General features: G+C 56.8%; 16 protein-coding genes and 1 pseudogene. 1 reads left to right on the top strand and 16 read right to left on the bottom strand.

The window, feature by feature from the left end; all coding sequences use genetic code 11:
- Positions 1-154 precede the first annotated feature (154 nt).
- The 13 genes and pseudogenes from I2E77_RS05165 to I2E77_RS05105 form a co-directional block, all read right to left on the bottom strand.
- Positions 155-580, bottom strand: coding sequence for a hypothetical protein (locus tag I2E77_RS05165; RefSeq protein ID WP_087234001.1), 426 nt, complete (start codon positions 578-580; stop codon positions 155-157).
- Between the two features lie 238 nt (positions 581-818).
- Positions 819-1328 (bottom strand): anaerobic ribonucleoside-triphosphate reductase activating protein, encoded by a 510-nt coding sequence (gene nrdG / locus I2E77_RS05160; RefSeq protein ID WP_195450742.1) that lies wholly within the window; start codon positions 1326-1328, stop codon positions 819-821.
- Positions 1309-1422 (bottom strand): annotated as a pseudogene (gene nrdD / locus I2E77_RS05155) (anaerobic ribonucleoside-triphosphate reductase); the annotation flags it as partial. The gene nrdG and the pseudogene nrdD, both read right to left, overlap by 20 nt.
- Positions 1423-1531: 109 nt before the next feature.
- Complete coding sequence (locus I2E77_RS05150; RefSeq protein ID WP_442858919.1) at positions 1532-3832, bottom strand: anaerobic ribonucleoside triphosphate reductase; 2301 nt, start codon at positions 3830-3832, stop codon at positions 1532-1534.
- Between the two features lie 448 nt (positions 3833-4280).
- Positions 4281-4892 (bottom strand): pentapeptide repeat-containing protein, encoded by a 612-nt coding sequence (locus tag I2E77_RS05145; RefSeq protein ID WP_172749689.1) that lies wholly within the window; start codon positions 4890-4892, stop codon positions 4281-4283.
- Positions 4893-4906: 14 nt separating this feature from the next.
- A complete protein-coding gene (locus I2E77_RS05140; RefSeq protein WP_195450740.1) occupies positions 4907-8518 on the bottom strand; it encodes a hypothetical protein in 3612 nt (1203 codons plus the stop codon).
- Between the two features lie 16 nt (positions 8519-8534).
- A complete protein-coding gene (rlmB, locus tag I2E77_RS05135) occupies positions 8535-9305 on the bottom strand; it encodes a 23S rRNA (guanosine(2251)-2'-O)-methyltransferase RlmB (RefSeq protein ID WP_195450768.1) in 771 nt (256 codons plus the stop codon).
- Positions 9306-10491: 1186 nt separating this feature from the next.
- The gene (locus I2E77_RS05130) at positions 10492-10722 is read right to left on the bottom strand and encodes a hypothetical protein (protein ID WP_140400360.1); all 231 of its coding nucleotides are present in this window, start codon (positions 10720-10722) and stop codon (positions 10492-10494) included.
- An 85-nt stretch (positions 10723-10807) separates the two neighbouring features.
- A complete protein-coding gene (locus I2E77_RS05125; protein ID WP_195450739.1) occupies positions 10808-11680 on the bottom strand; it encodes an anti-sigma-V factor rsiV in 873 nt (290 codons plus the stop codon).
- Between the two features lie 98 nt (positions 11681-11778).
- The gene (locus I2E77_RS05120) at positions 11779-12270 is read right to left on the bottom strand and encodes a sigma-70 family RNA polymerase sigma factor (RefSeq protein ID WP_087233991.1); all 492 of its coding nucleotides are present in this window, start codon (positions 12268-12270) and stop codon (positions 11779-11781) included.
- Between the two features lie 256 nt (positions 12271-12526).
- Complete coding sequence (locus I2E77_RS05115) at positions 12527-13534, bottom strand: GGGtGRT protein (RefSeq protein ID WP_195450738.1); 1008 nt, start codon at positions 13532-13534, stop codon at positions 12527-12529.
- An 89-nt stretch (positions 13535-13623) separates the two neighbouring features.
- Positions 13624-14316 (bottom strand): iron-sulfur cluster assembly scaffold protein, encoded by a 693-nt coding sequence (locus I2E77_RS05110; protein ID WP_087233987.1) that lies wholly within the window; start codon positions 14314-14316, stop codon positions 13624-13626.
- 235 nt (positions 14317-14551) lie between these two features.
- The gene (locus tag I2E77_RS05105) at positions 14552-14755 is read right to left on the bottom strand and encodes a helix-turn-helix domain-containing protein (RefSeq protein ID WP_087233985.1); all 204 of its coding nucleotides are present in this window, start codon (positions 14753-14755) and stop codon (positions 14552-14554) included.
- Between the two features lie 115 nt (positions 14756-14870).
- On the opposite strand from I2E77_RS05105, the gene I2E77_RS05100 reads away from it, so the two are divergent.
- The gene (locus I2E77_RS05100) at positions 14871-15107 is read left to right on the top strand and encodes a helix-turn-helix transcriptional regulator (RefSeq protein WP_087233983.1); all 237 of its coding nucleotides are present in this window, start codon (positions 14871-14873) and stop codon (positions 15105-15107) included.
- 131 nt (positions 15108-15238) lie between these two features.
- On the opposite strand, the gene dnaJ is transcribed toward I2E77_RS05100, so the two are convergent.
- The 3 genes from dnaJ to grpE all read right to left on the bottom strand — a co-directional run bounded on the left by dnaJ (position 15239) and on the right by grpE (position 19179).
- Positions 15239-16396, bottom strand: coding sequence for a molecular chaperone DnaJ (gene dnaJ / locus I2E77_RS05095; protein WP_191405867.1), 1158 nt, complete (start codon positions 16394-16396; stop codon positions 15239-15241).
- A 253-nt stretch (positions 16397-16649) separates the two neighbouring features.
- Positions 16650-18497: a molecular chaperone DnaK gene (gene dnaK / locus I2E77_RS05090; protein ID WP_195450737.1), complete on the bottom strand. Its 1848-nt coding sequence runs from the start codon at positions 18495-18497 to the stop codon at positions 16650-16652.
- Between the two features lie 85 nt (positions 18498-18582).
- Entirely contained in the window at positions 18583-19179 is a 597-nt protein-coding gene (gene grpE / locus I2E77_RS05085) for a nucleotide exchange factor GrpE (protein ID WP_191448744.1), read from the bottom strand.
- Positions 19180-19228: the final 49 nt, after the last annotated feature.

Here is a 19228-nt window from a genome sequence, read left to right as displayed (position 1 = left end):
AGGAAAATGATTTTTCCTAATTATAGGATAGCACACACTTTTTTGCGTTACAACCCTTTTTCTTAATGTGCATATTTTTCACAAACCACTCTGCCTGTAAAGCTACCATGCTGGCTTTTAGGCTTTCCGTGGGAATCCTTGCTGGAACCGTTTTCTAGTTCGGATAGGAAAACGGCTCCTCCGGCACATCCTCCAAGGAGTGGTAGAGCTCCGGAAACCACTGGCTCAAATCCACCGGGGTATAGTACGGCCGATTATCAAAAGTGATCGTATGGAAGCCGGTGATAAACACGCGGTGGACATTGCCGTTCTCCCTTGTGCGGAACCAAAACCGCCCAATGGTCCCATTGCCCAACGGCGGGAGCGACGGATAGCAGGGGAGCCGGTTCCAGCGCCCGGCAAATTCTTGGATGTCCTCCGGGTCCTCCGTCACCTTTTGCAAGTCCATGCGTGGGATGGAGGAGACCACCAGCCGGTCCACGGCGTCCCCTTGTATGGTGGTATTTCCCGTAAAGAACCAGATGCAAAAAATCCCCAACAAAAGTGCAGCAGCAAGCAAGAATTTTCTCCACTTCTTCATCCTGTCCACCTTCCTATTCGAACGCACCATAGAAAGTACCGCTCTTGCAGAGCAACCGCCGTCAAATCGTTCATTGCCTGAAAATCAACCGGCGTTTATCGCCTGTTCTTATTTTTATTTTAGCAGAAATTTCTCTAAACGTCCACCGTCTGTCATTCTTTTTCACCGCACAGAACCGAACGGCTACAAAAAGTGCCGCCCTTCGTTCCCACATTTGGGACCGCAAGGCGGCACTTTTCTATTCTTCGTCCAATTGCTCTACAACGACCCGCCCCTCTGCGCGGGTGCGGTTCAGGTCGATCACGCGCTGGTTGCTGCTCCCGCGGAAGTGGAGCGTCAAGTCGCGCTTGTCCTGCTCGTAGCGGCCGTCGATCAAAACGTCCGCCTGCTGCAACAGCGCGTCCGTGTCCGGGTTGTGCTGTTCCAGGAGCTGCTCATAGGTATATCCCGTATAAACGGTCACATCGAGGCTGCTTTCGTGGATTTTCCGGGCCAGCTCTGCCAACGGCGCGGGCTGGCAAAACGGCTCCCCCCCGCTGAAGGTCACCCCCTTGAGCAGCGGGTTTTGCCGCAGCTCCTTCAGGAGGCCGTCCGTATCCACCAGATAGCCGCCCTCGAAATCGTGCGTCTGGGGGTTGTGGCAGCCGGGGCAGTGGTGCGGGCATCCCTGCGTAAAGATCACATAGCGGATGCCCTTGCCGTCCACAATGGACTCCGGCACGACGCCACTAATTCTTAGAGAGGCCATGTTTTACACGGTCGTGCTCTTCCGCGCGCTTTGCATCGTTGAAACGGTCGATCGTGCCGACCAGATAACCGGTAATCCGGCGGATTCTCTCAAAGCCGACGCCCTCGCCGACCAAATTCGTTGTTGCATGGGTGGTTGCCATTGTTATCAAGCTCCTTTTTCGATTGATTTTATTTCTAGATATGTATGGATCATGGTTCTATTCAGGTTTTTCCCGCAAAGTGCGGCACGCCGGGATAGCGCTTGCGCAGCTCGTCGAGCTTTTCCACCGGGACGCCCTCGCCCTCATGCCGGCCGCAGCGCGGGCATACGTCGTCGATCACGCCGGTATAGCCGCAGACCGGGTCGCGGTCCACCGGATGGTTGACCGAGCCATAGCCGATGCCGGCTTCCTTCATGCAGCGGATAATCGACTCGAATGCGTCCACATTCTTGGCGGTGTCGCCGTCCAGCTCCACATAGCTGATGTGCCCCGCGTTGGTCAATGCATGATAGGGCGCCTCCAGCTGGATCTTGCGGTAGGCGTTGATCGGGTAATAGACCGGGATGTGGAAACTGTTGGTGTAATACTCGCGGTCGGTGATCCCGGGGATCACACCGTACTTTTTCTTGTCGATGCGGACAAAGCGGCCGGACAGCCCCTCCGCCGGCGTCGCCAAAAGCGTGAAGTTGAGCCCGCGCTTCTCGCTTTCGTCGTCCATGCGCTTGCGCATATAGCCGATGATCTCCAGCCCGAGCTTCTGGCTTTCTTCGCTCTCCCCGTGGTGCTTTCCGGTGAGCGCCTTGAGCGTCTCTGCCAGGCCGATAAAGCCGATGCTGAGGGTCCCGTGCTTGAGTACCTCGGCGATGTTGTCCTCCGGGCCCAGCTTGTCGGAATCGAGCCAGACCCCCTGGCCCATCAGGAAGGGATAGTTATAGACCTTTTTGCCGCACTGGATCTGGAAGCGGTGCAGCAGCTGGCGGATCACCAAGTCGATGCGCTTATCCAGCAGTTCATAGAAGCGCTTGATGTCCCCCTTTGCTTCGATCCCGATGCGCGGCAGGTTGATGGAGGTAAAGCTCAGGTTGCCGCGTCCGCAGGTGGTCTCATGCGTGCGGTCGTGTACATTGCCCATCACGCGGGTCCGGCAGCCCATGTACGAGATCTCGGTGTCGTAGTCGCCCTCCTTGTAGTACTGGAGGTTGAACGGCGCGTCGAGGAAGCTGAAATTCGGGAACAGGCGCTTGGCACTGACCTTGCACGCCAGTTGAAACAGGTCGTAATTCGGGTCTCCTTCGTTGTAATTCACGCCCTCTTTTACCTTGAAGATCTGCACGGGGAAAATCGGGGTTTCGCCGTCGCCCAGGCCGCGGTCCGTGGCGAGCAGCAGGTTCCGGATGACCATGCGCGCCTCGGGGGATGTATCGGTCCCGTAGTTCAACGAAGAAAACGGCACCTGCGCGCCTGCGCGGGAATGCATGGTGTTCAGATTGTGCACCAGGGCTTCCATCGCCTGATAGGTGGCGTCGTTTGTGCTGGTGGTCGCCGCCTCCACCGCATACCGGTGGGCGTCGCGGGCTTCCTCCTCGATGATCTCTTCAAAGCCGTTCTCCCGCTGGTGGCGCGGCAGATACGCCGCAACCGCCTCGCCGTACTCGCCGGCGTTGCCGAGCGTCACCGGGCCGGGCAGGTCCTTTTGAACCGTGGCCGCCAGCGCTTTCGCGTCGTCCATGGACATCGCCTTTGTGATGTGCAGGTATTTGGCCAGCTCGCGGTAATACGCCTTGCGGAAGGTCTTCGCCACGCCCGGCGCCATGGAATAATCAAAATTCGGGACGCTCTGGCCGCCGTGCATCTCATTCTGATTGGCCTGGATCGCGATGCAGGCCAGCGCCGCATAGCTGCGGATGTCGTTCGGCTCACGGAGGAAGCCGTGGCCCGTGCAAAAGCCGCCCTTAAACAGCTTGAGCAGGTCGATCTGGCAGCAGGTTTCCGTCAGCATATAGAAGTCTTCGTCGTGGATGTGGATGTCGCCGTTGATGTGCGCCGCTGCAATATCCTTTGGCAGCACATAGTTGTTGATAAAGTATTTCGATCCCTCGGAACCATATTTGAGCATGGTCCCCATCGCGGTGTCCGTGTCGATGTTTGCATTCTCGCGCTTGATGTCCACGTCGCGCGCATCCCGGAACGTCAGCTCCTTGTAGATGTCCATCAGGTCGCCCTCGGCCTGGCGGATCTTTGCGTGCTCCGCGCGGTACAGGATGTACGCCTTCGCGGTCTTCGCGTAGTCCTCCGCGATCAGCATTTCCTCCACCTTGTCCTGTACATCTTCTACCGTGGGGATCACGTCGTCTGCAAAAGCGCCGGCCACCCGCTTGGTCAGCTCGTCGAGCGCCGTGCCCGTCATCTCCTCCTCGGCGACGGCCACGTTTGCCTTAAAAATCGCGTTGCGGATCTTTTGGGCGTCGAATTCCACCACAACGCCGTTCCGTTTTTTGATTTGAATTGCCAAAGTCTCCATCCTCTCTTTTGCATCCCAGGGAAAGCCCTCCCGGGCAGCGCTCCAAAACGCCGGCCCCAACCGGCGGCTGCCCCGGCAAAAGCCCCTTTCCGGGCAAAACTCCTAGAAAAGGCCCTCCCGAACCGGCTCCCGCCAGCTCTACGCGGCTTTGCTTGCTTCTACAAGCTCCTCTTACCAGGATTGCATTTTACTACATATTGGGGTCAGTGTCAATATATAGTCTGACAAATACTAGATGTCGTATTTCCCCAAATTTCCTATCCAAAAAAGGCCCAAATCGCCGGAAACGCGCGGAAGAAGCCGTTCTTGCTCTCCGCGCGTCGATTCCATTCTGTATAATCCGTTCGCCAAACGCAACAAAAAATTTTTTATCTTTGGACACCGGTACCCCTTCGCCCAATTGCACGGCATCCTGCGAAGAAACCGTACGGCTCTTGCATCGTCTCTATCAACCGGATACGATGCATCCCAAGCTCTCCGCGAAGCGGACCGCTTGCTCCAGGTCGATTTTGGTCTCTTGGAACCGCATCTGCCGGACGTCCACGCCGTTGAACCTGGCGCCGCGCAGATCCGCCCCCTTCAGGGCGGCGTCCGCAAACACCGCGTGGGAACAGTCGCAGCCGCGCAGGTCCGCCTTTTCCAGGTTGGCCCCCTGGAAGAACGCATGCGCCAGGCAGACCCCCTGCAAATCCATGCGCCGCAGGTCGCAGCCGTCAAACACCGTATCCGAAAAATTCCCGCCGCGGATCGCAAAGCCCGTCAGATTGGCCCCGGCAAAACTGCTGCCGCTGCAATTGCAGCCCTCCATCTCCGCGCTGAACAGGCTGGCCCCATGGAAGGTACAGTTCTGAAACAGCGTGGCGTAATGCATGCTGCCGTGTAGCGAGGCAAAGGAAAAATTGCAGTTCAAAAAGGCGCAATCGCGGGTAATCAGGCCGCCCATCGAAGCGCCGTGGAAGCGGCAATTGACAAAGCGGATGCCGCGCAGTTCCAAATCGGTGAACGTTGCATCCCCCAGATCCTGCCCTTCATACTGTTTACAGGCAGCGTCGAATTCCATCCCAGGCCCCTCCATCAAGGCTTCCGCAGGCGCGGTACGATCAACACCGCCACCAGCCAGAACAGTTCAAACAACAGCAGCGCGGCGGTGCTGAGCTGTTTCAACCCGGAATAGCACGCCAGGAACGCCACCAGAAGGAACCCCAAGATCACCGCAACGGTCTGCAACGCAACTGCAACAGAGATGTTGCTGCGCTGCCGCACGCAGGCGGTCAGCATACGCATCATCGCGGTGGGGCGGCCCTTTGTCGCAAGCAGGGCGTCGGTGCGCTCGTCCGGCGCTTCAACCAGCTTCAAATATTCCTGTCCCAGGCGCTCCGGCAACACGCGGATCCCATGCTCGTCCAGGTCGAATACCTGCGCCAGCAGGCGCGGCGTAATATTCGGGTCGCAGGTGCGCACGATCAGGCTGATCCCGTTGTCCTCCATCCGGCGCAGCTCCGCCGCACGGCGGCGGTCCGAATTGTAAGAGAGGACGAACATAGCCACGAGATCCCCGCCGGAAGCCAGGTATACCACCTGCTTGCCCCCCAGCAGATATTTTTCTTCGTAGTCCCTCGAAGGCGGCTCGATGCCGTACCCCTTCATCAGGTCGCGGTTGCCGACCAAAATTCGCCGGCCCGAGACCCAGCCCACAACGCCCTTGTCGTCCTCATAGCTGAGGTTCTCGATCTTCGGCAGGATGTCGTGGTGGCTCTTGATAATCTGGTCAAATAGGTCGCTCAGGGGCCCCCCTGTGGCGCACATCAGCGCGGTGGCATCGACAATCGCGTCGTCGATGCGCTGGCCCCCAAACGTCTTGATCCCATTGAGGATCACCGTCCCCTTCGGGAACAGGTCCTTTGCATCGAGGATCACCGCATTCGCCGTGGAAAAATGCTCGACTGCGGGATAGCCGACCACCATGGCCCCGACGCGCGTCGCCAGCTTGCTCAGGCGGGCGAGGGGGAAATTGACGCTCAACATATTCATCATCGGCACGCTGATGCAGGTGGCGGCCGCGAATACGGTGATTGCGCCGATCACATCCTGGTTCAACACATAGTACACGATGCACAGCACCAGCGAAAGGATCGCTCCAAGCGGGGCGATGATGTGCGAACTCTGGTCGCTGGGATCGTTCTCATAGCTCAAGCTCAGGAAATGCTTGAGGAAATCCGTCTTGTTCTGGTAGGCGATGGCGGGCGTGTCCGCCACACAGCCCTTGGCCATTTGCAGCGCGGTGTTGTGGTCGTCGAAATACTGCACCGCGTATTTCGGGTCCGGCGACGCGACAAAGCGGAAATTGTGCCGGATGCGCTTGATGAGCGAGAACTTGCCCGCTGTGTTCAAAAACAGGGCGGCGGACGCCAAGACCGCATATGCGTGGACGCTGGACGAAGCCACGCTCTCCGGCGAGAAGAGCAGCGCCACGCTCTGGATCAGCGCCGCAACCGCCGCAACCGCGACCCCGCTGTCGGAATTGGCCTGCAACCGGGCCATGGATTTGATCCCGTTGAAGATGGTCACCCAGCAAAATACCGAGGCAATCCCCAAAAAGATCAGATTTAAAATCAAATACGTCTGCGTCGGCAGGGCGCCGCGGATCGCCCCCGGCAGCAGGCTGGTCATCTCTCCCAAAACGCCGAGCACCAGCAGCAACACGGTGATAATCCCCGTGACCGCCAGGCGCAGCGTCAGTTCCCGGAGGCTGGAACCCAGCTCGTGCGCAACCGAAGGCGCATCCGAGGGCTTTTGGTAATCGTCCAGCTCGTCCGGCTCCTCCGGCAGGTTGTCCTCCGGGTCGTTGTCCGGCTCTTCCTCGCCCATGATCGAGAATTTCTTCTTTTTCTTGGGTGGGGGCGGCGTCTCTTCTTCCGTCTCCGCCTCCGGCCCATCCGCATGGAGGAACGTATCGGCCGGTTGCCCCTCCTGATCCGTTGCCAGCGGCTCCCAAACCGGCAAGGTGGGCTCTTCCACGACGGGGGACTCCGCTTTCGAGACTTCCTCCTCTTTCGCCAGCTCCGCTGCGGCTTCCTCCACCTTTGGGAGCGGCGCGGTGTGCAGCTTTGCCGATGCCTTGGGATATGTTTTCGCCTCTTTTAAGATCACTTCCGCATAGTCGTGCAATTCCACCACGTGGACGGGCGTTACACCCGCCGGACGGTAATCGGCGCGGCGCACCTTCTCCCCCGTCTTTGGACGGAGCGGCTTCTCCTGCGGATATGTATCCGCCGGAGCGGATTCCTCTGCGCGCATCGGCGTCACAGAGGGCTGCACCTCCGGCTGGGTGGGGATTTCCGGCGGCGCCGCAGGCGCGGCGGGTTCGGTATGCACCGGCGTTTCCGGCGTCGAAACCGGCGCGGAGGGCATCTCCACCGGCTGCTTTGGCTCCTGCTTCGGCGCTTTCTTCGGTTTCGCCGGTGTCTTTGGCTCCGCAGGTTGTACCGGCTCTTTGGGCTCCATGGGCTGCACCGGCTCGATCGGGTTGGTGTCCTCGATCTGCGGAGGTACGGCGTACCCTCCCACTGCCGGGAATTCAAAGGTCTCCCCTTCCACCGGCAGATCCGGGGAAGTTCCCGCTTTTTCAGCACTCTTGCGCTGCACGGGCCGGGCAAAGCTTCCCATCGCCGGGAATTCAAACGTCTCGTCCCCCACCGGGAAGCCATCCAAGATGGGCGGCGTCTGCGTCTTTGGCTCCGAAGCCGGTTTTACCGGCTCTGCCTTCGCGGTTTCTTTTGGCGCCGGTTCCACCTTTTTTTCCGGCTCCGCCGCTTTTTTCGCCGCGGGCTGTTTAGAACCCGCCGCCTTCTCTGCGGGCTTCTCGGCTTGCGCAGGCTTTTGGGCCGCCTCCGGAGCGCGCTTGGGGAATTGAATCTCAATGGTGTTTTCATGCACCTTGAATGCGCCCGTCTGCCGGGCGGCTTCCTCCATACGCTGTTTGCGCTCCTGGTGCAGCGTTTCAAACCGGGCGGCGATCTCCTCGTCCATCTCCTCATCGGTCGAATCGAACAAGTAGGAGAAAATCGACCCCGTTTTATCCCCCACGGGCTTCGCCACCGGCCTGGCCTGTGCGGACGTCCGCTCCTTTGGCTCGTCCGCCTTTGCGCTGCCCGATTGCAGCGTTTTTTCGTACTGTTGTTTATATTCCTCCAAGGGCTTCAATTGCAGCCCATAGTAAATATCTTCTTCCTCGGACGGAAACACACCGGACTGCTTCTTCAGCCTGCGGCGCTCCTCTTTGATGCGCTTCTTCTCCGCGCGCCGCTCGGCCCAGCTCAATTTCCGGGGCTCTTCTTCCTCCGGCTGTTCCGATTCTGTCCACTGGATGGGGTCCGCCTTGGGCGCTTCCTTTGCCATGCGCTCCGTTTTGGGCGCGGCCACAGCCGGTTCCTCCACCTTTTTTCCCGGCTCGGGCTCCTTGCGCTCCACCGGACGGCGCACCGGCTCTTTTACCGGCTGCTGCGCAACGGGTTTGCCCGCCTGTTCCACAGGCGTGGCCTGGGCGCGCTCCGAAGCGGACTTCTGATCGGTAGTTGCAACAGAAAAGGTGATCTCCTCCCCCTGCTGCTCGCGCAACAGGCGGGCTTCCTGCAAAATTTCTTCCACGGAAAAGTCGTCGTGGGGCGTATTGGTCCTTTTATCCATTCCTCTTCCCCCTGTCTCACTTGGTCACAATTCCACTGCGCTGGCGCGCCACCTCATAACAGATCACACCGCACGCAACCGAGGCGTTCAGCGAGTTTATTTTTCCCTTCATGGGCAGGGATATGACAAAATCACAACTTTCTTTGACCAAACGGCTGACGCCGAATCCCTCCGAACCGATCACCAGCGCGGTCGGGCCTTTGTAATCCACCGAGCACCAGTTCTGCCCGTCCATATCCGCGGCGTAGGTCCAAACCCCGCGCTGCTTGAGTTCCTCCAACGTGGAGGCGATATTGGTCACGCGGACCACAGGCACATATTCGACCGCCCCTGCCGAGGCCTTGCCCACGGCATAGGTCAGCCCAACGGAACGGCGCTTGGGGATAATCACCCCATGGGCGCCCGCGCACTCCGCGGTCCGGAGGATGGCCCCGAGGTTGTGCGGGTCCTCCAGTTCATCCGCCACGATAAAAAACGGCGGCTCGCCGCGCTCCTGGGCCAGGGCGAAGAGATCGTCCAAAGAGGCATACGTATGCGCGGCGGCCAACGCCACCACGCCCTGATGTACGGCGTTCCCGCACAAATAATCCAGCTTTTTGGCATCCGCCTCCTTGACGGGAATGCCCTGCTTCTTTGCTTTGGCAATCAATGCGCCGATGCTTCCCGTATGCGCGCCTCGTGCTACATACAGGCTGTCGATCGGCCGGCCGCTGCGCAGCGCTTCTGTGACGGCGTTCCTGCCGGCGATCACGTCTTCCCCGCGGCGGCTCTGCTCTTCTTTATTCATAGACACATTTCCCTGCTTCCTGTATCGTAATCAAATGATAAAAATCCCGTGGCGCCCAAACCCTCCCCGACGGAACAACTTCTCGGGGAGGTTCGCGCCTAGTTTCCCTCTGTTTCTCGCGCAATGTCATATGGATTTTATTATACCATATAAAAAGGCCGGACGGCCTCTCCCTTGAACAGAAAACGCCTTGCGATTTCTGTATATGGTTCAATGCTCTCTCAGGCGTCGGAAGGCAGCAAGCCTTTGCGAAGCTGGCTTCCGCTTACGCCGTGAGGTTATCTAAAACATCCAGTCCGTCGAAAGCCTTAGGCCTCTTTCTGAAAGTTACCGAAACCTTCTGGCCGATGTTTCAATGTTCTCTCAGGCGTCGGAAGGCAGCGAGCTTTTGCGAAGCTGGCTTCCGCTTACGCCGTGAGGTTATCTAAAACATCCAGTCCGTCGAAAGCCTTAGGCCTCTTTCTGAAAGTTACCGAAACCCTCTGGCCGATGTTTCAATGTTCTCTCAGGCGTCGGAAGGCAGCAAGCTTTTGCGAAGCTGGCTTCCGCTTACGCCGTGAGGTTATCTAAAACATCCAGTCCGTCGAAAGCCTTAGGCCTCTTTCTGAAAGTTACCGAAACCTTCTGGCCGATGTTTCAATGTTCTCTCAGGCGTCGGAAGGCAGCGAGCTTTTGCGAAGCTGGCTTCCGCTTACGCCGTGAGGTTATTATAACATAAAATTTCCCATGTGAGGATAGGAAAATGCAGTTCTGATAAAGTTGCTTTCCGTATCCTTTCAGGCTGCTTTGCCTGCAAAACAGCACGCAAACAGAGCAGCAGCTAAATATAATATTATAAAGGATTAGCAAGCCAAAAACAACCGCAATCTTTTCCAACAAAATCTCTGTGGAAAAGTTTTGCATCCCGATTGCGGAAATGTGGAAAGCTTGCGCTTTTTTCCTTTTTCGATGGCAAAAACTTTACGCAAAGTTTTTACCGTTCCCTTTATCCGTTTACATAACTTTTTCTTTTTGCACCTTTTCAAAACTTTAAACAGCCTGTACCCGGCATTTCTCCACTGTTTCCACCGAGTTTTCAACATTCTCCACATCGTTTTCCACATGGTTTATGTAAACCTGTGGAATTACAAGCCGTATAAAACCCCCGTTTCACGCGCTATTCTCGCAAATAGTTTTTCAAAAAGAATTATAATGACAAAATCCCCATAGAAAGGGCGGTGGAAAACTCTGTGGAAATTGGTGAAAGTTGTGCAATATCTCCCCCAAAGAATCCCAGCGTTCCCAAAGTTTTTGGGAATTTCCTTCTTGATTCAATGCACTTTGGCCCCAGCAAAAAGGCCCCGGCCGCATCTTTTTTATCGCATCCATCAGAAATATTTCCAAAAATTTCTAGTTCCGTTAACCCCCTCAAATCCAAGCAAAAAAAGCCCTGCCCCGCGGATGCGCTACACATCCGCAGGGCAGGGCCCTCGATTGTCTTTTACTCCTTTCCTTGTGAAATGTTATACCAACGATTTCCCGACTACGAAATCCTGGATGCCCATGGACCCCGGGCCGATTTCGTATTCATCGAAGCTCACGACCACATTGCCGTCCTTGTCGATGTAGAACTTCTGGTCGTCGGCAATCCCCTGGAAGCCTTCGTCCGGCATTTCCGGCGTCGGCACAAAGTACGGCCACTTCTCCGGGTCCTCCGCCATACGCTGGTCGATGGTATCTTTGACGGCCTTGTCAGCGATCTGCTTATAGTCCGGCCCGAGGACGTCGGACAGCGTGAGGTCCTTGCCGGAAGCCAGGTCCAAATTGTAGAAAATTTGCTGCGTATAGGCGCTTGCCGCTGTTTCGGTCTTGTAAATCACAAAGGACAGCGCCTTTTCACTGGAACTCTTGATCTCATAGCGGATGTCCAAGATCACCGGCATCAATTGGGCCGGGTCCTGCCCCCGCGCGATGGCGTCCTCGCGGTTTTGCTTGGCCTCCTGGCGGGCTTCGGCAACAATCGCGTCGATTTTTTCCTGAATTTCATTGTTGACGCGCTTTTCCAACTCCGTGTTCCCTGTCTCAGCAATGGAGGGCTGGTTCACGGTGATCCACTCGGAGTCCGTCTCAATGGCATATTGGCGGAACGTCAACACCTTCGCCACATTGCCCAGCACCGGGACCTCCGCCATCGCATTGGCAAAGGTGGGGCTGATGTTCAAAAGCGCAACAAACAGGATGCATACAGCCGCTGCCGCCGACAGCGCTGGTTTATACCAGGCCAGTCTCCGGCGGGCCGTAGCCCTTGTAAAAGCCTGATCCACGACATTCGGAAGCTTCTCCGGAATGTCCATGGACTCATAAGTCCTTTTTGCCTCTTCAAAATTTCTCATCATAGATGTCCTCCCTAAAAATATATATCAAAAGTTTGTTTCCGCGGCGTTCCCGGGTTGCCGCGGGCAAGCTCAGAGCTATTGGATTGGCTAAAGCATCGTTACGTCGCCATCACCCCCTCCTGCAAATCTACCTTCAAGAGCTTGAGGGCTTTATATAAACGCGACTTCACCGTGCTGAGCGGATCGCCGGTGATGGACGCGATGTCTTCCAGCTTCATGTCTTCAAAAAAGCGCAGGATGACCACGGTGCGCAATTTGGGTTCCAACCTCTGGACGGCATTGTAAAGGTCCACATCCTGCGCGACGTCCCGGTCCTCCGCAGCGGAGAGGGGGGATTCCGCATATTCGTCGAGCGAAACCACCTTTTTCCCGCGCAGGTAGTTGAGGCCCTCATTGACCAAAATCCGATAGAACCACGTTTTCATATATGCGGGATTGCGGAGCGTATGCAGCTTTTCAATCCCTTTGACAATGGCGTCCTGCACCACGTCGAGTGCGGCGTCGCTGTTCTTTGTATAGCTATAGGCCAACCGGTAAAAGGCCTGTTGGTTTTGGGTGATATATTCCCGAAAAGCCTGTGTGGTTGCCACAGTTCATCCCACCAATCTGTTCTGTATTTCGTTTTCTGTCTATTAGACGGCCTCGCGTTTCAAAAAGTTTGCGGGAAAACGAAAAAGCCCCCGAGAAAGCGGGACGCTAGAAGGCGGCAAAGCCGCCTTCCCGGGCGCTTTTGCGCCCGGAACCGGCGCGGCATCGCGCGCCGGTCAGCGTCCCGCGATCCACGGGAGCTGTAAGGTTCTTATTGGCTCGAATCAGACTGCCGGAACCGGCGATATCCTGTTCCGATTATTTGCAAGCCTCGTACACAGCAACAGCGCATGCGACGGTCGCGCCGACCATCGGGTTGTTGCCCATGCCGATCAAGCCCATCATCTCGACGTGCGCCGGGACGGAGGAAGAGCCTGCGAACTGTGCGTCGCCGTGCATACGGCCCATGGAGTCGGTCAGGCCATAGGAAGCCGGGCCAGCCGCCATGTTGTCCGGGTGCAGGGTACGGCCCGTGCCGCCGCCGGAAGCAACGGAGAAGTACGGGCGGTTGTTCTCGATGGCCCACTTCTTATACGTGCCGGCAACCAGATGCTGGAAGCGGGTCGGGTTGGTGGAGTTACCAGTGATGGAGACGTCCACGCCCTCGTGCTTCATGATCGCAACGCCCTCGAGGACGTCGTTTGCGCCGTAGCACTTAACCGCTGCGCGCTCGCCTTCGGAGAATGCCTTCTCTTCGACAATCTTCAGCTCGTCGTTGAAGAAGTCGTAATCGGTCTTCACATAGGTGAAGCCGTTGATTCTGGAGATGATGTAGGCAGCGTCCTTGCCCAGGCCGTTCAGGATGATGCGGAGCGGCTCTTTGCGGGCGCGGTTCGCTGTCTTGGCAATGCCGATTGCGCCTTCTGCGGCAGCGAAGGACTCGTGGCCTGCGAGGAACGCAAAGCACTTGGTCTCGTCGCGGAGCAGACGGGCGCCCAGGTTGCCGTGGCCCAGGCCGACCTTGCGGTTCTCCGCAACGGAACCCGGAACACAGAACGCCTGCAGGCCAATGCCGATGGACTCGGCAGCGTCCGCAGCGGAATTGCAGCCCTTCTTCAGAGCGACTGCGCAGCCCAGGGTATATGCCCAGCTGGCGTTCTCAAACGCGATGGGCTGTACACCCTTGACAATTTTATCTACATCGATTCCCTTGCTCAGGCAAAGGTCGCGCGCTTCCTCGAGGCTGGCAAGGCCATACTCGGCAAGGCACTTTTCGATTTTGGGCATTCTTCTTTCTTTACCTTCAAACTTGACATCGTTAGCCATGTAAGTTGTCCTCCTTTATTCTGCTTTCTCGGCTGCCTCCCCGATTGGGAGACGCCTGACTTGGAATGTTCGGTATGATCCCTGCCGAATTATTCTTCACGCGGGTCGATGTACTTTGCCGCGCCGTCGAAGCGGCCATACTGGCCAATGTTCTGCTCGTAAGCAGTCTTCGGGTCCACACCGTGGCGGATATCTTCCATCATCTTGCCAAGTTTGACAAACTGATAGCCGATGACTTCGTTGTTTTCATCCAGAGCGGTCTTGAGGACGTAGCCCTCGGCCATCTCCATGTAGCGGACGCCCTTTGCACCGGTGCTGAACATGGTGCCAACCTGGGAACGCAGGCCCTTGCCCAAGTCTTCCAGGCTTGCGCCGATCGGCAGGCCACCCTCGGAGAACGCGGTCTGGCTGCGGCCATAGGCCAGCTGCTTAAAGATTTCGCGCATTGCAACGTTGATTGCGTCGCAAACGAGGTCGGTGTTCAAGCACTCCAGAAGGGTCTTGCCCGGGAGGATTTCTGCGGCCATAGCAGCGGAATGCGTCATGCCGGAGCAGCCCAGGGTCTCCACCAGAGCCTCCTGCACAATGCCGTCCTTCACGTTCAGGGTCAGCTTGCAAGCGCCCTGCTGCGGTGCGCACCAGCCCACACCATGGGACAGGCCGGAGATGTCTTTGATCTCATAGGCTTTTACCCACTTGCCCTCCTCCGGGATGGGCGCGGGACCGTGATGGGGACCTTTGGTTACAGGACACATGTTTTCCACTTCATGGGAATAATTCATATCGGTACTCCTTTCGGTTTCAAGTTTCCTTGGTTTAACCACCATACATGATGATTATAGGCTATTTTCCGAATTTTCGCAAGGGTTTGTCCGGGCAAAATTGCAGGAAATCCCAGCGGAATTCCCTTGGTTCCCCAGGATGCGCGCGGGGCGGTAGGGTTCCACCCTTGCGGAGCCTTTGGAGAAAGGCCCTTTCGTTTGCTGGCAAAAAACAACTTTCTTTTAGAAGAACAATTTAGTCATCTACAAAAACAAATAGATCGTTCGGAGTACACTCCAACAATTGGCAAAGCGCCTCAATATTTTGGTATTGAATCGATTTGGTCTGATTATTAATCATCCTATTAAAATTCTGATAACTCATGCCCAACTGTTTATAAAGCCAATAACGAGTATGTCCACTTTTCTCAAGCAATTCTAAAGCGTTTAATTTAATCATATATTATCTCTCCAATATCTAATCTTTTTATTAGATATTAGTGGATAATATCCGTTTACATATAGACTAATACATTATATAATGTATTAGTCTATATTTGAGGAGGCCACATATTATGGAATTAAAGGATTCCCTCCGTCAACTGCGCGAACAACACCACTGGAAACAGACGGAACTTGCCCGTATCCTTGGGATTAAACGTTCCACCTATACATATTATGAAACAGGGAAAACCGAACCGCCCCTTTCCAGGCTCCTGTTGCTTAGCAAAATCTACAACGTCTCCCTGGATACCTTGGTTGGGCGCGACCAGGAAGATGGCGAAGGCCCTGCACCAAGCGAGGATGCTTGATGCAGGGCCTTTTGGGGAGAATCCGCCCTCCTTGCGCCGTTTCAGCACATATAGCGGCCATTCCGCCGCATATTATGTCAATTTTTTCACACAGCAAAAGCGGGACAGGATTTTGCATCCTGCCCCGTTTTTTAAGATTGTTTTTTCTCGTCAAACATCTCTTTGATCTTATCGAAGAACCCCTTGCGCTTCTGGTAATTTTTCTCCTCGGCGCAGCTGTCAAACTCCTGCAAAAGCTGCTTCTGCTTCTGGGAGAGGTTCTTCGGGACCTCGATCGTCATCCGGACGTACTGGTCGCCGCGGCCCCTGCCGTTGATATGCGGGATGCCCTTGCCCTTGAGCTTGAACACATCCCCCGGCTGGGTGCCCTCGCGCACCTGGTAGCTCACGCGGCCGTCGATGGTCGGCACCGTGACCTCTGCGCCGAGTGCTGCCTGCGAGAAAGTGATTGGCATCTCGCACCAAACGTCGTCGCCGCGGCGCTCAAAGATCGGGTGCGGCCGCACGTTGACATAGACGTGCAGGTCGCCGCTGGGCCCGCCGTTTGCGCCCGCGTTGCCCTGGCCGGAAACGTTGAGCATCTGGTCGTTGTCCACGCCCGCGGGGATGTTGATCTCGATGGTCTTTTGCTTGCGCACACGGCCGCTGCCGTTGCACGTATGGCACGGCGAATCGATCACACGGCCGGAACCACCACAGCGGTCGCACGTGCGGGCGGTCTGCACCATGCCGAACGGCGTGCGCTGGTTAATGCGCACCTGGCCGGTGCCGCCGCACTGTGAACACGTGGACGGGCTGGTCCCTTTCGCGGCCCCCGAACCGCCGCAGTCCGGGCACGTTTCAATCTTATTAAAGGAAATCGTCTTCCGGCAACCCTTAGCCGCCTCTTCAAAGCTGATGTTGACAACACCCTCCGTATCGCTGCCGCGGCGCGGTGCGTTTGGATTGGCACGGCGCGTACCGCCGCCGCCAAAGCCGCCGAAGAAGCTGTTGAAAATGTCCCCCAGGTCGATGTCGCCGGTGAAGGGGCTTCCGCCGCCTGCGCCGCCGCCAAAGTTGGGGTCCACCCCGGCATGGCCGAACTGGTCGTACCGGGCCCTTTTATCTTTATCCGAGAGCACCTCGTACGCCTCGTTGACTTCCTTAAACTTTGCCTCCGCCTCTTTATCCCCCGGGTTGAGGTCCGGGTGGTACTTTTTCGCCAATTTGCGGTAGGCTTTTTTAATTTCGTCTTCGGTGGCGTTCTTCGGCACACCCATCACTTCATAAAAATCCCTTTTATCGGCCACACCAATCACTCCTACAAAAGCGCATCGCAACCGGGAACAAGCCCTACCGCCGCCCCTGCTTTGCGCCAACTCTCAATTTCTGCGCGGCAATGCCGCGTCCTCTATCCTATCAGGTTTTTCGCCTGTTGTAAATCACTTTATAAAAAATCGAGATGCGCCATTTTACGGGCTAAAGCTGTTGCAGGTACATCCCGTACCCACAACAGCCTCCACCTCGCACAGAACGCCGTGCCGCCGCACGGCGCCCCGATTTTTATTTGTTATTGTTGTTGTCGTCTACGTCCTTGTACTCGGCGTCATAGACCGGGTTGCCGTTTGCATCCTGCGCCGGTGCGCCTGCACCGCCCGCCGGCTGGCCGCCCTGCGGAGCTGCTGCCTTATACAGCTTCTCGGATACCGCATACAGCGCCTTCTGCAGCTCTTCCATCTGGCTCTTGATGGATGCCGTGTCGTTGCCGGAGATCGCCTGCTTCAAAGCATTGGACTTTGCCTCCAGGTCGGTCTTATCGGAAGCGTCCATCTTGTCGCCGCTGTCCTTGATGAGCTTTTCGACCGAGTAGCAGAGGTTCTCCGCCTCGTTCTTCGTATCGACCTCTTCACGGCGCTTCTTATCCTCGGCCGCATACTTCTCTGCGTCCTTGACGGCCTTGTCGATGTCTTCCTTGCTCATGTTGGAGCTGGAGGAAATCGTGATGTGCTGTTCCTTGCCGGTTGCAAGGTCCTTTGCGGAGACGTTTACGATGCCGTTCGCATCGATATCGAACGTAACCTCGATCTGGGGGATGCCGCGCGGCGCGGGTGCGATGCCGTCCAGCTTGAACAGGCCGAGCTGCTTGTTGTCGCGGGCAAATTCACGTTCGCCCTGCAGGACGTTGACCTCTACCTGCGTCTGGCCGTCCGCAGCCGTGGAGAAGATCTGGCTCTTCTTGGTCGGGATGGTGGTGTTGCGCTCGATGACCTTGGTCATCACGCCGCCCATGGTTTCAACGCCCAGGGACAGCGGCGTAACGTCCAGCAGCAGCAGGCCTTCGACCTCGCCGCCGAGCACACCGGCCTGCAATGCCGCGCCGATGGCGACGCATTCATCCGGGTTGATGCCCTTGAAGGGCTCCTTGCCGGTCAACTTCTTGACTTCTTCCTGGACAGCCGGGATTCTGGAAGAACCGCCGACGAGCAGGACCTTGCTGATCTGGCTGAACTGCAAGCCAGCGTCCTGCATGGCCTGGCGAACCGGGCCGATGGTCTTTTCGACGAGGTCTGCGGTCAGCTCGTTGAACTTTGCGCGGGTCAGGGTCATGTCGAGGTGCTTCGGGCCGGTGGCGTCCGCCGTGATGAACGGCAGGTTGATCTGGCTGGACGTCATGCCGGACAGCTCGATCTTTGCCTTTTCTGCGGCTTCCTTCAGTCTCTGCATGGCCATCTTGTCGCCGGAGAGGTCGATGCCGTTCTCCTGCTTGAAGGAGGTAACCATCCAATCGATGATGCGCTTATCGAAGTCGTCGCCGCCCAAGCGGTTGTTGCCAGCGGTTGCAAGCACTTCCTGCACGCCGTCGCCCATCTCGATGATGGAGACATCGAACGTGCCGCCGCCGAGGTCATACACCATGATCTTCTGCTCTTCGCCCTTGTCGATGCCATAGGACAGAGCCGCGGCCGTCGGCTCGTTGATGATACGCTTTACATCCAGGCCCGCGATCTTGCCGGCGTCCTTGGTCGCCTGGCGCTGTGCGTCGGTGAAGTATGCCGGGACGGTGATGACTGCGGAGGTGACCGTCTCGCCCAGATAGGCTTCTGCGTCCGCCTTCAGCTTTTGCAGGATCATTGCGGAAATCTCCTGCGGGGTGTAGCTCTTATCGTCAATCGTTACTTTATAATTGGAACCCATCTCTCTCTTGATGGAAGAAATGGTGCGGTCCGGGTTGGTGATGGCCTGGCGCTTTGCCACCTGGCCCACCATACGCTCGCCGGTCTTGGAGAACGCGACCACGGACGGCGTTGTGCGCGCGCCTTCTGCGTTTGGAATTACAACCGGCTCGCCGCCTTCAATCACGGCTACACAGGAATTCGTTGTACCAAGGTCAATACCAATTGTCTTGCTCATAATCTATACCTCCAGTTTTCATTCTGCTTTTTCAGTTGAATCTATATATTAGATATTAGAAAGGGGATTGCGGGACAGTGGACGGTTAGTTTGCAACGACCACCGTTGCATGCCGGACGACTTTGTCGCCGATCTTGTATCCCTTTTGATAAACCTGCGCAACCACGTTTTCGGCTGCGTTTTCGTCGTCAATATGGGATACGGCGTTGTGCAGTTCCGGGTTGAACGCCTCCCCTGCGGCGCCCATCTCGGACACGCCCAGCTTTTCCAGCGCTTTTTTCAGCTGCGTCTGGACCATTTCCACGCCCTTGCGCAGGTCTTCGACACTGCACTCCTGCTGCTCCAGCGCGCGCTCCAGATTGTCTGCCACCGGCAGGAACTCGAGCACTGCGGCCGCTGTCGCATCGGAATAAATCGCTGCTTTCTCGCGCTCCGTGCGCTTGCGGTAGTTGTCATACTCCGCTGCGGTGCGCAAGAGCTGGTCTTTCTGTTTTTTCAGGGCCTCCTCTGCTTCTTCAAGCTTTTTCTGCATCGCTTCTTTCTCTGCCTTGGCCTTTTTCCCGCCAAAGCCTCCTTTATCCTTTTTTTCGGCCTTTTCCGTTTCCTGGGAAGCCTCCGGCTCCGCGTCGGTCTGCGGGTCTGTTCCGGCTTCTGTCTGCGGATTCTTTTCCTCCGTATTCAACTGTCCGGACCCTCCTTCGTTTTAAATTGCGCCATTGCGCTCTATCAAA

Source organism: Anaeromassilibacillus sp. 1001302B_160321_C8, from assembly GCF_015554745.1.
GTDB classification, from domain to species: domain Bacteria; phylum Bacillota; class Clostridia; order Oscillospirales; family Acutalibacteraceae; genus Anaeromassilibacillus; species Anaeromassilibacillus stercoravium.
This window is presented reverse-complemented; position numbering and strand designations above follow the sequence as displayed.

Bases quoted from the DNA above. Each gene is read 5' to 3' on its own strand.
- I2E77_RS05145 (WP_172749689.1), bottom strand. From the start codon at position 4,892: ATGGAATTCGACGCTGCCTGTAAACAGTATGAAGGGCAGGATCTGGGG.
- I2E77_RS05105 (WP_087233985.1), bottom strand. From the start codon at position 14,755: ATGATTAAATTAAACGCTTTAGAATTGCTTGAGAAAAGTGGACATACT.
- I2E77_RS05115 (WP_195450738.1), bottom strand. From the start codon at position 13,534: ATGGCTAACGATGTCAAGTTTGAAGGTAAAGAAAGAAGAATGCCCAAA.
- I2E77_RS05110 (WP_087233987.1), bottom strand. From the start codon at position 14,316: ATGAATTATTCCCATGAAGTGGAAAACATGTGTCCTGTAACCAAAGGT.
- rlmB (WP_195450768.1), bottom strand. From the start codon at position 9,305: ATGAATAAAGAAGAGCAGAGCCGCCGCGGGGAAGACGTGATCGCCGGC.
- I2E77_RS05125 (WP_195450739.1), bottom strand. From the start codon at position 11,680: ATGATGAGAAATTTTGAAGAGGCAAAAAGGACTTATGAGTCCATGGAC.
- I2E77_RS05165 (WP_087234001.1), bottom strand. From the start codon at position 580: ATGAAGAAGTGGAGAAAATTCTTGCTTGCTGCTGCACTTTTGTTGGGG.
- I2E77_RS05150 (WP_442858919.1), bottom strand. From the start codon at position 3,832: ATGGAGACTTTGGCAATTCAAATCAAAAAACGGAACGGCGTTGTGGTG.
- I2E77_RS05100 (WP_087233983.1), top strand. From the start codon at position 14,871: ATGGAATTAAAGGATTCCCTCCGTCAACTGCGCGAACAACACCACTGG.
- I2E77_RS05140 (WP_195450740.1), bottom strand. From the start codon at position 8,518: ATGGATAAAAGGACCAATACGCCCCACGACGACTTTTCCGTGGAAGAA.
- dnaK (WP_195450737.1), bottom strand. From the start codon at position 18,497: ATGAGCAAGACAATTGGTATTGACCTTGGTACAACGAATTCCTGTGTA.
- nrdG (WP_195450742.1), bottom strand. From the start codon at position 1,328: ATGGCCTCTCTAAGAATTAGTGGCGTCGTGCCGGAGTCCATTGTGGAC.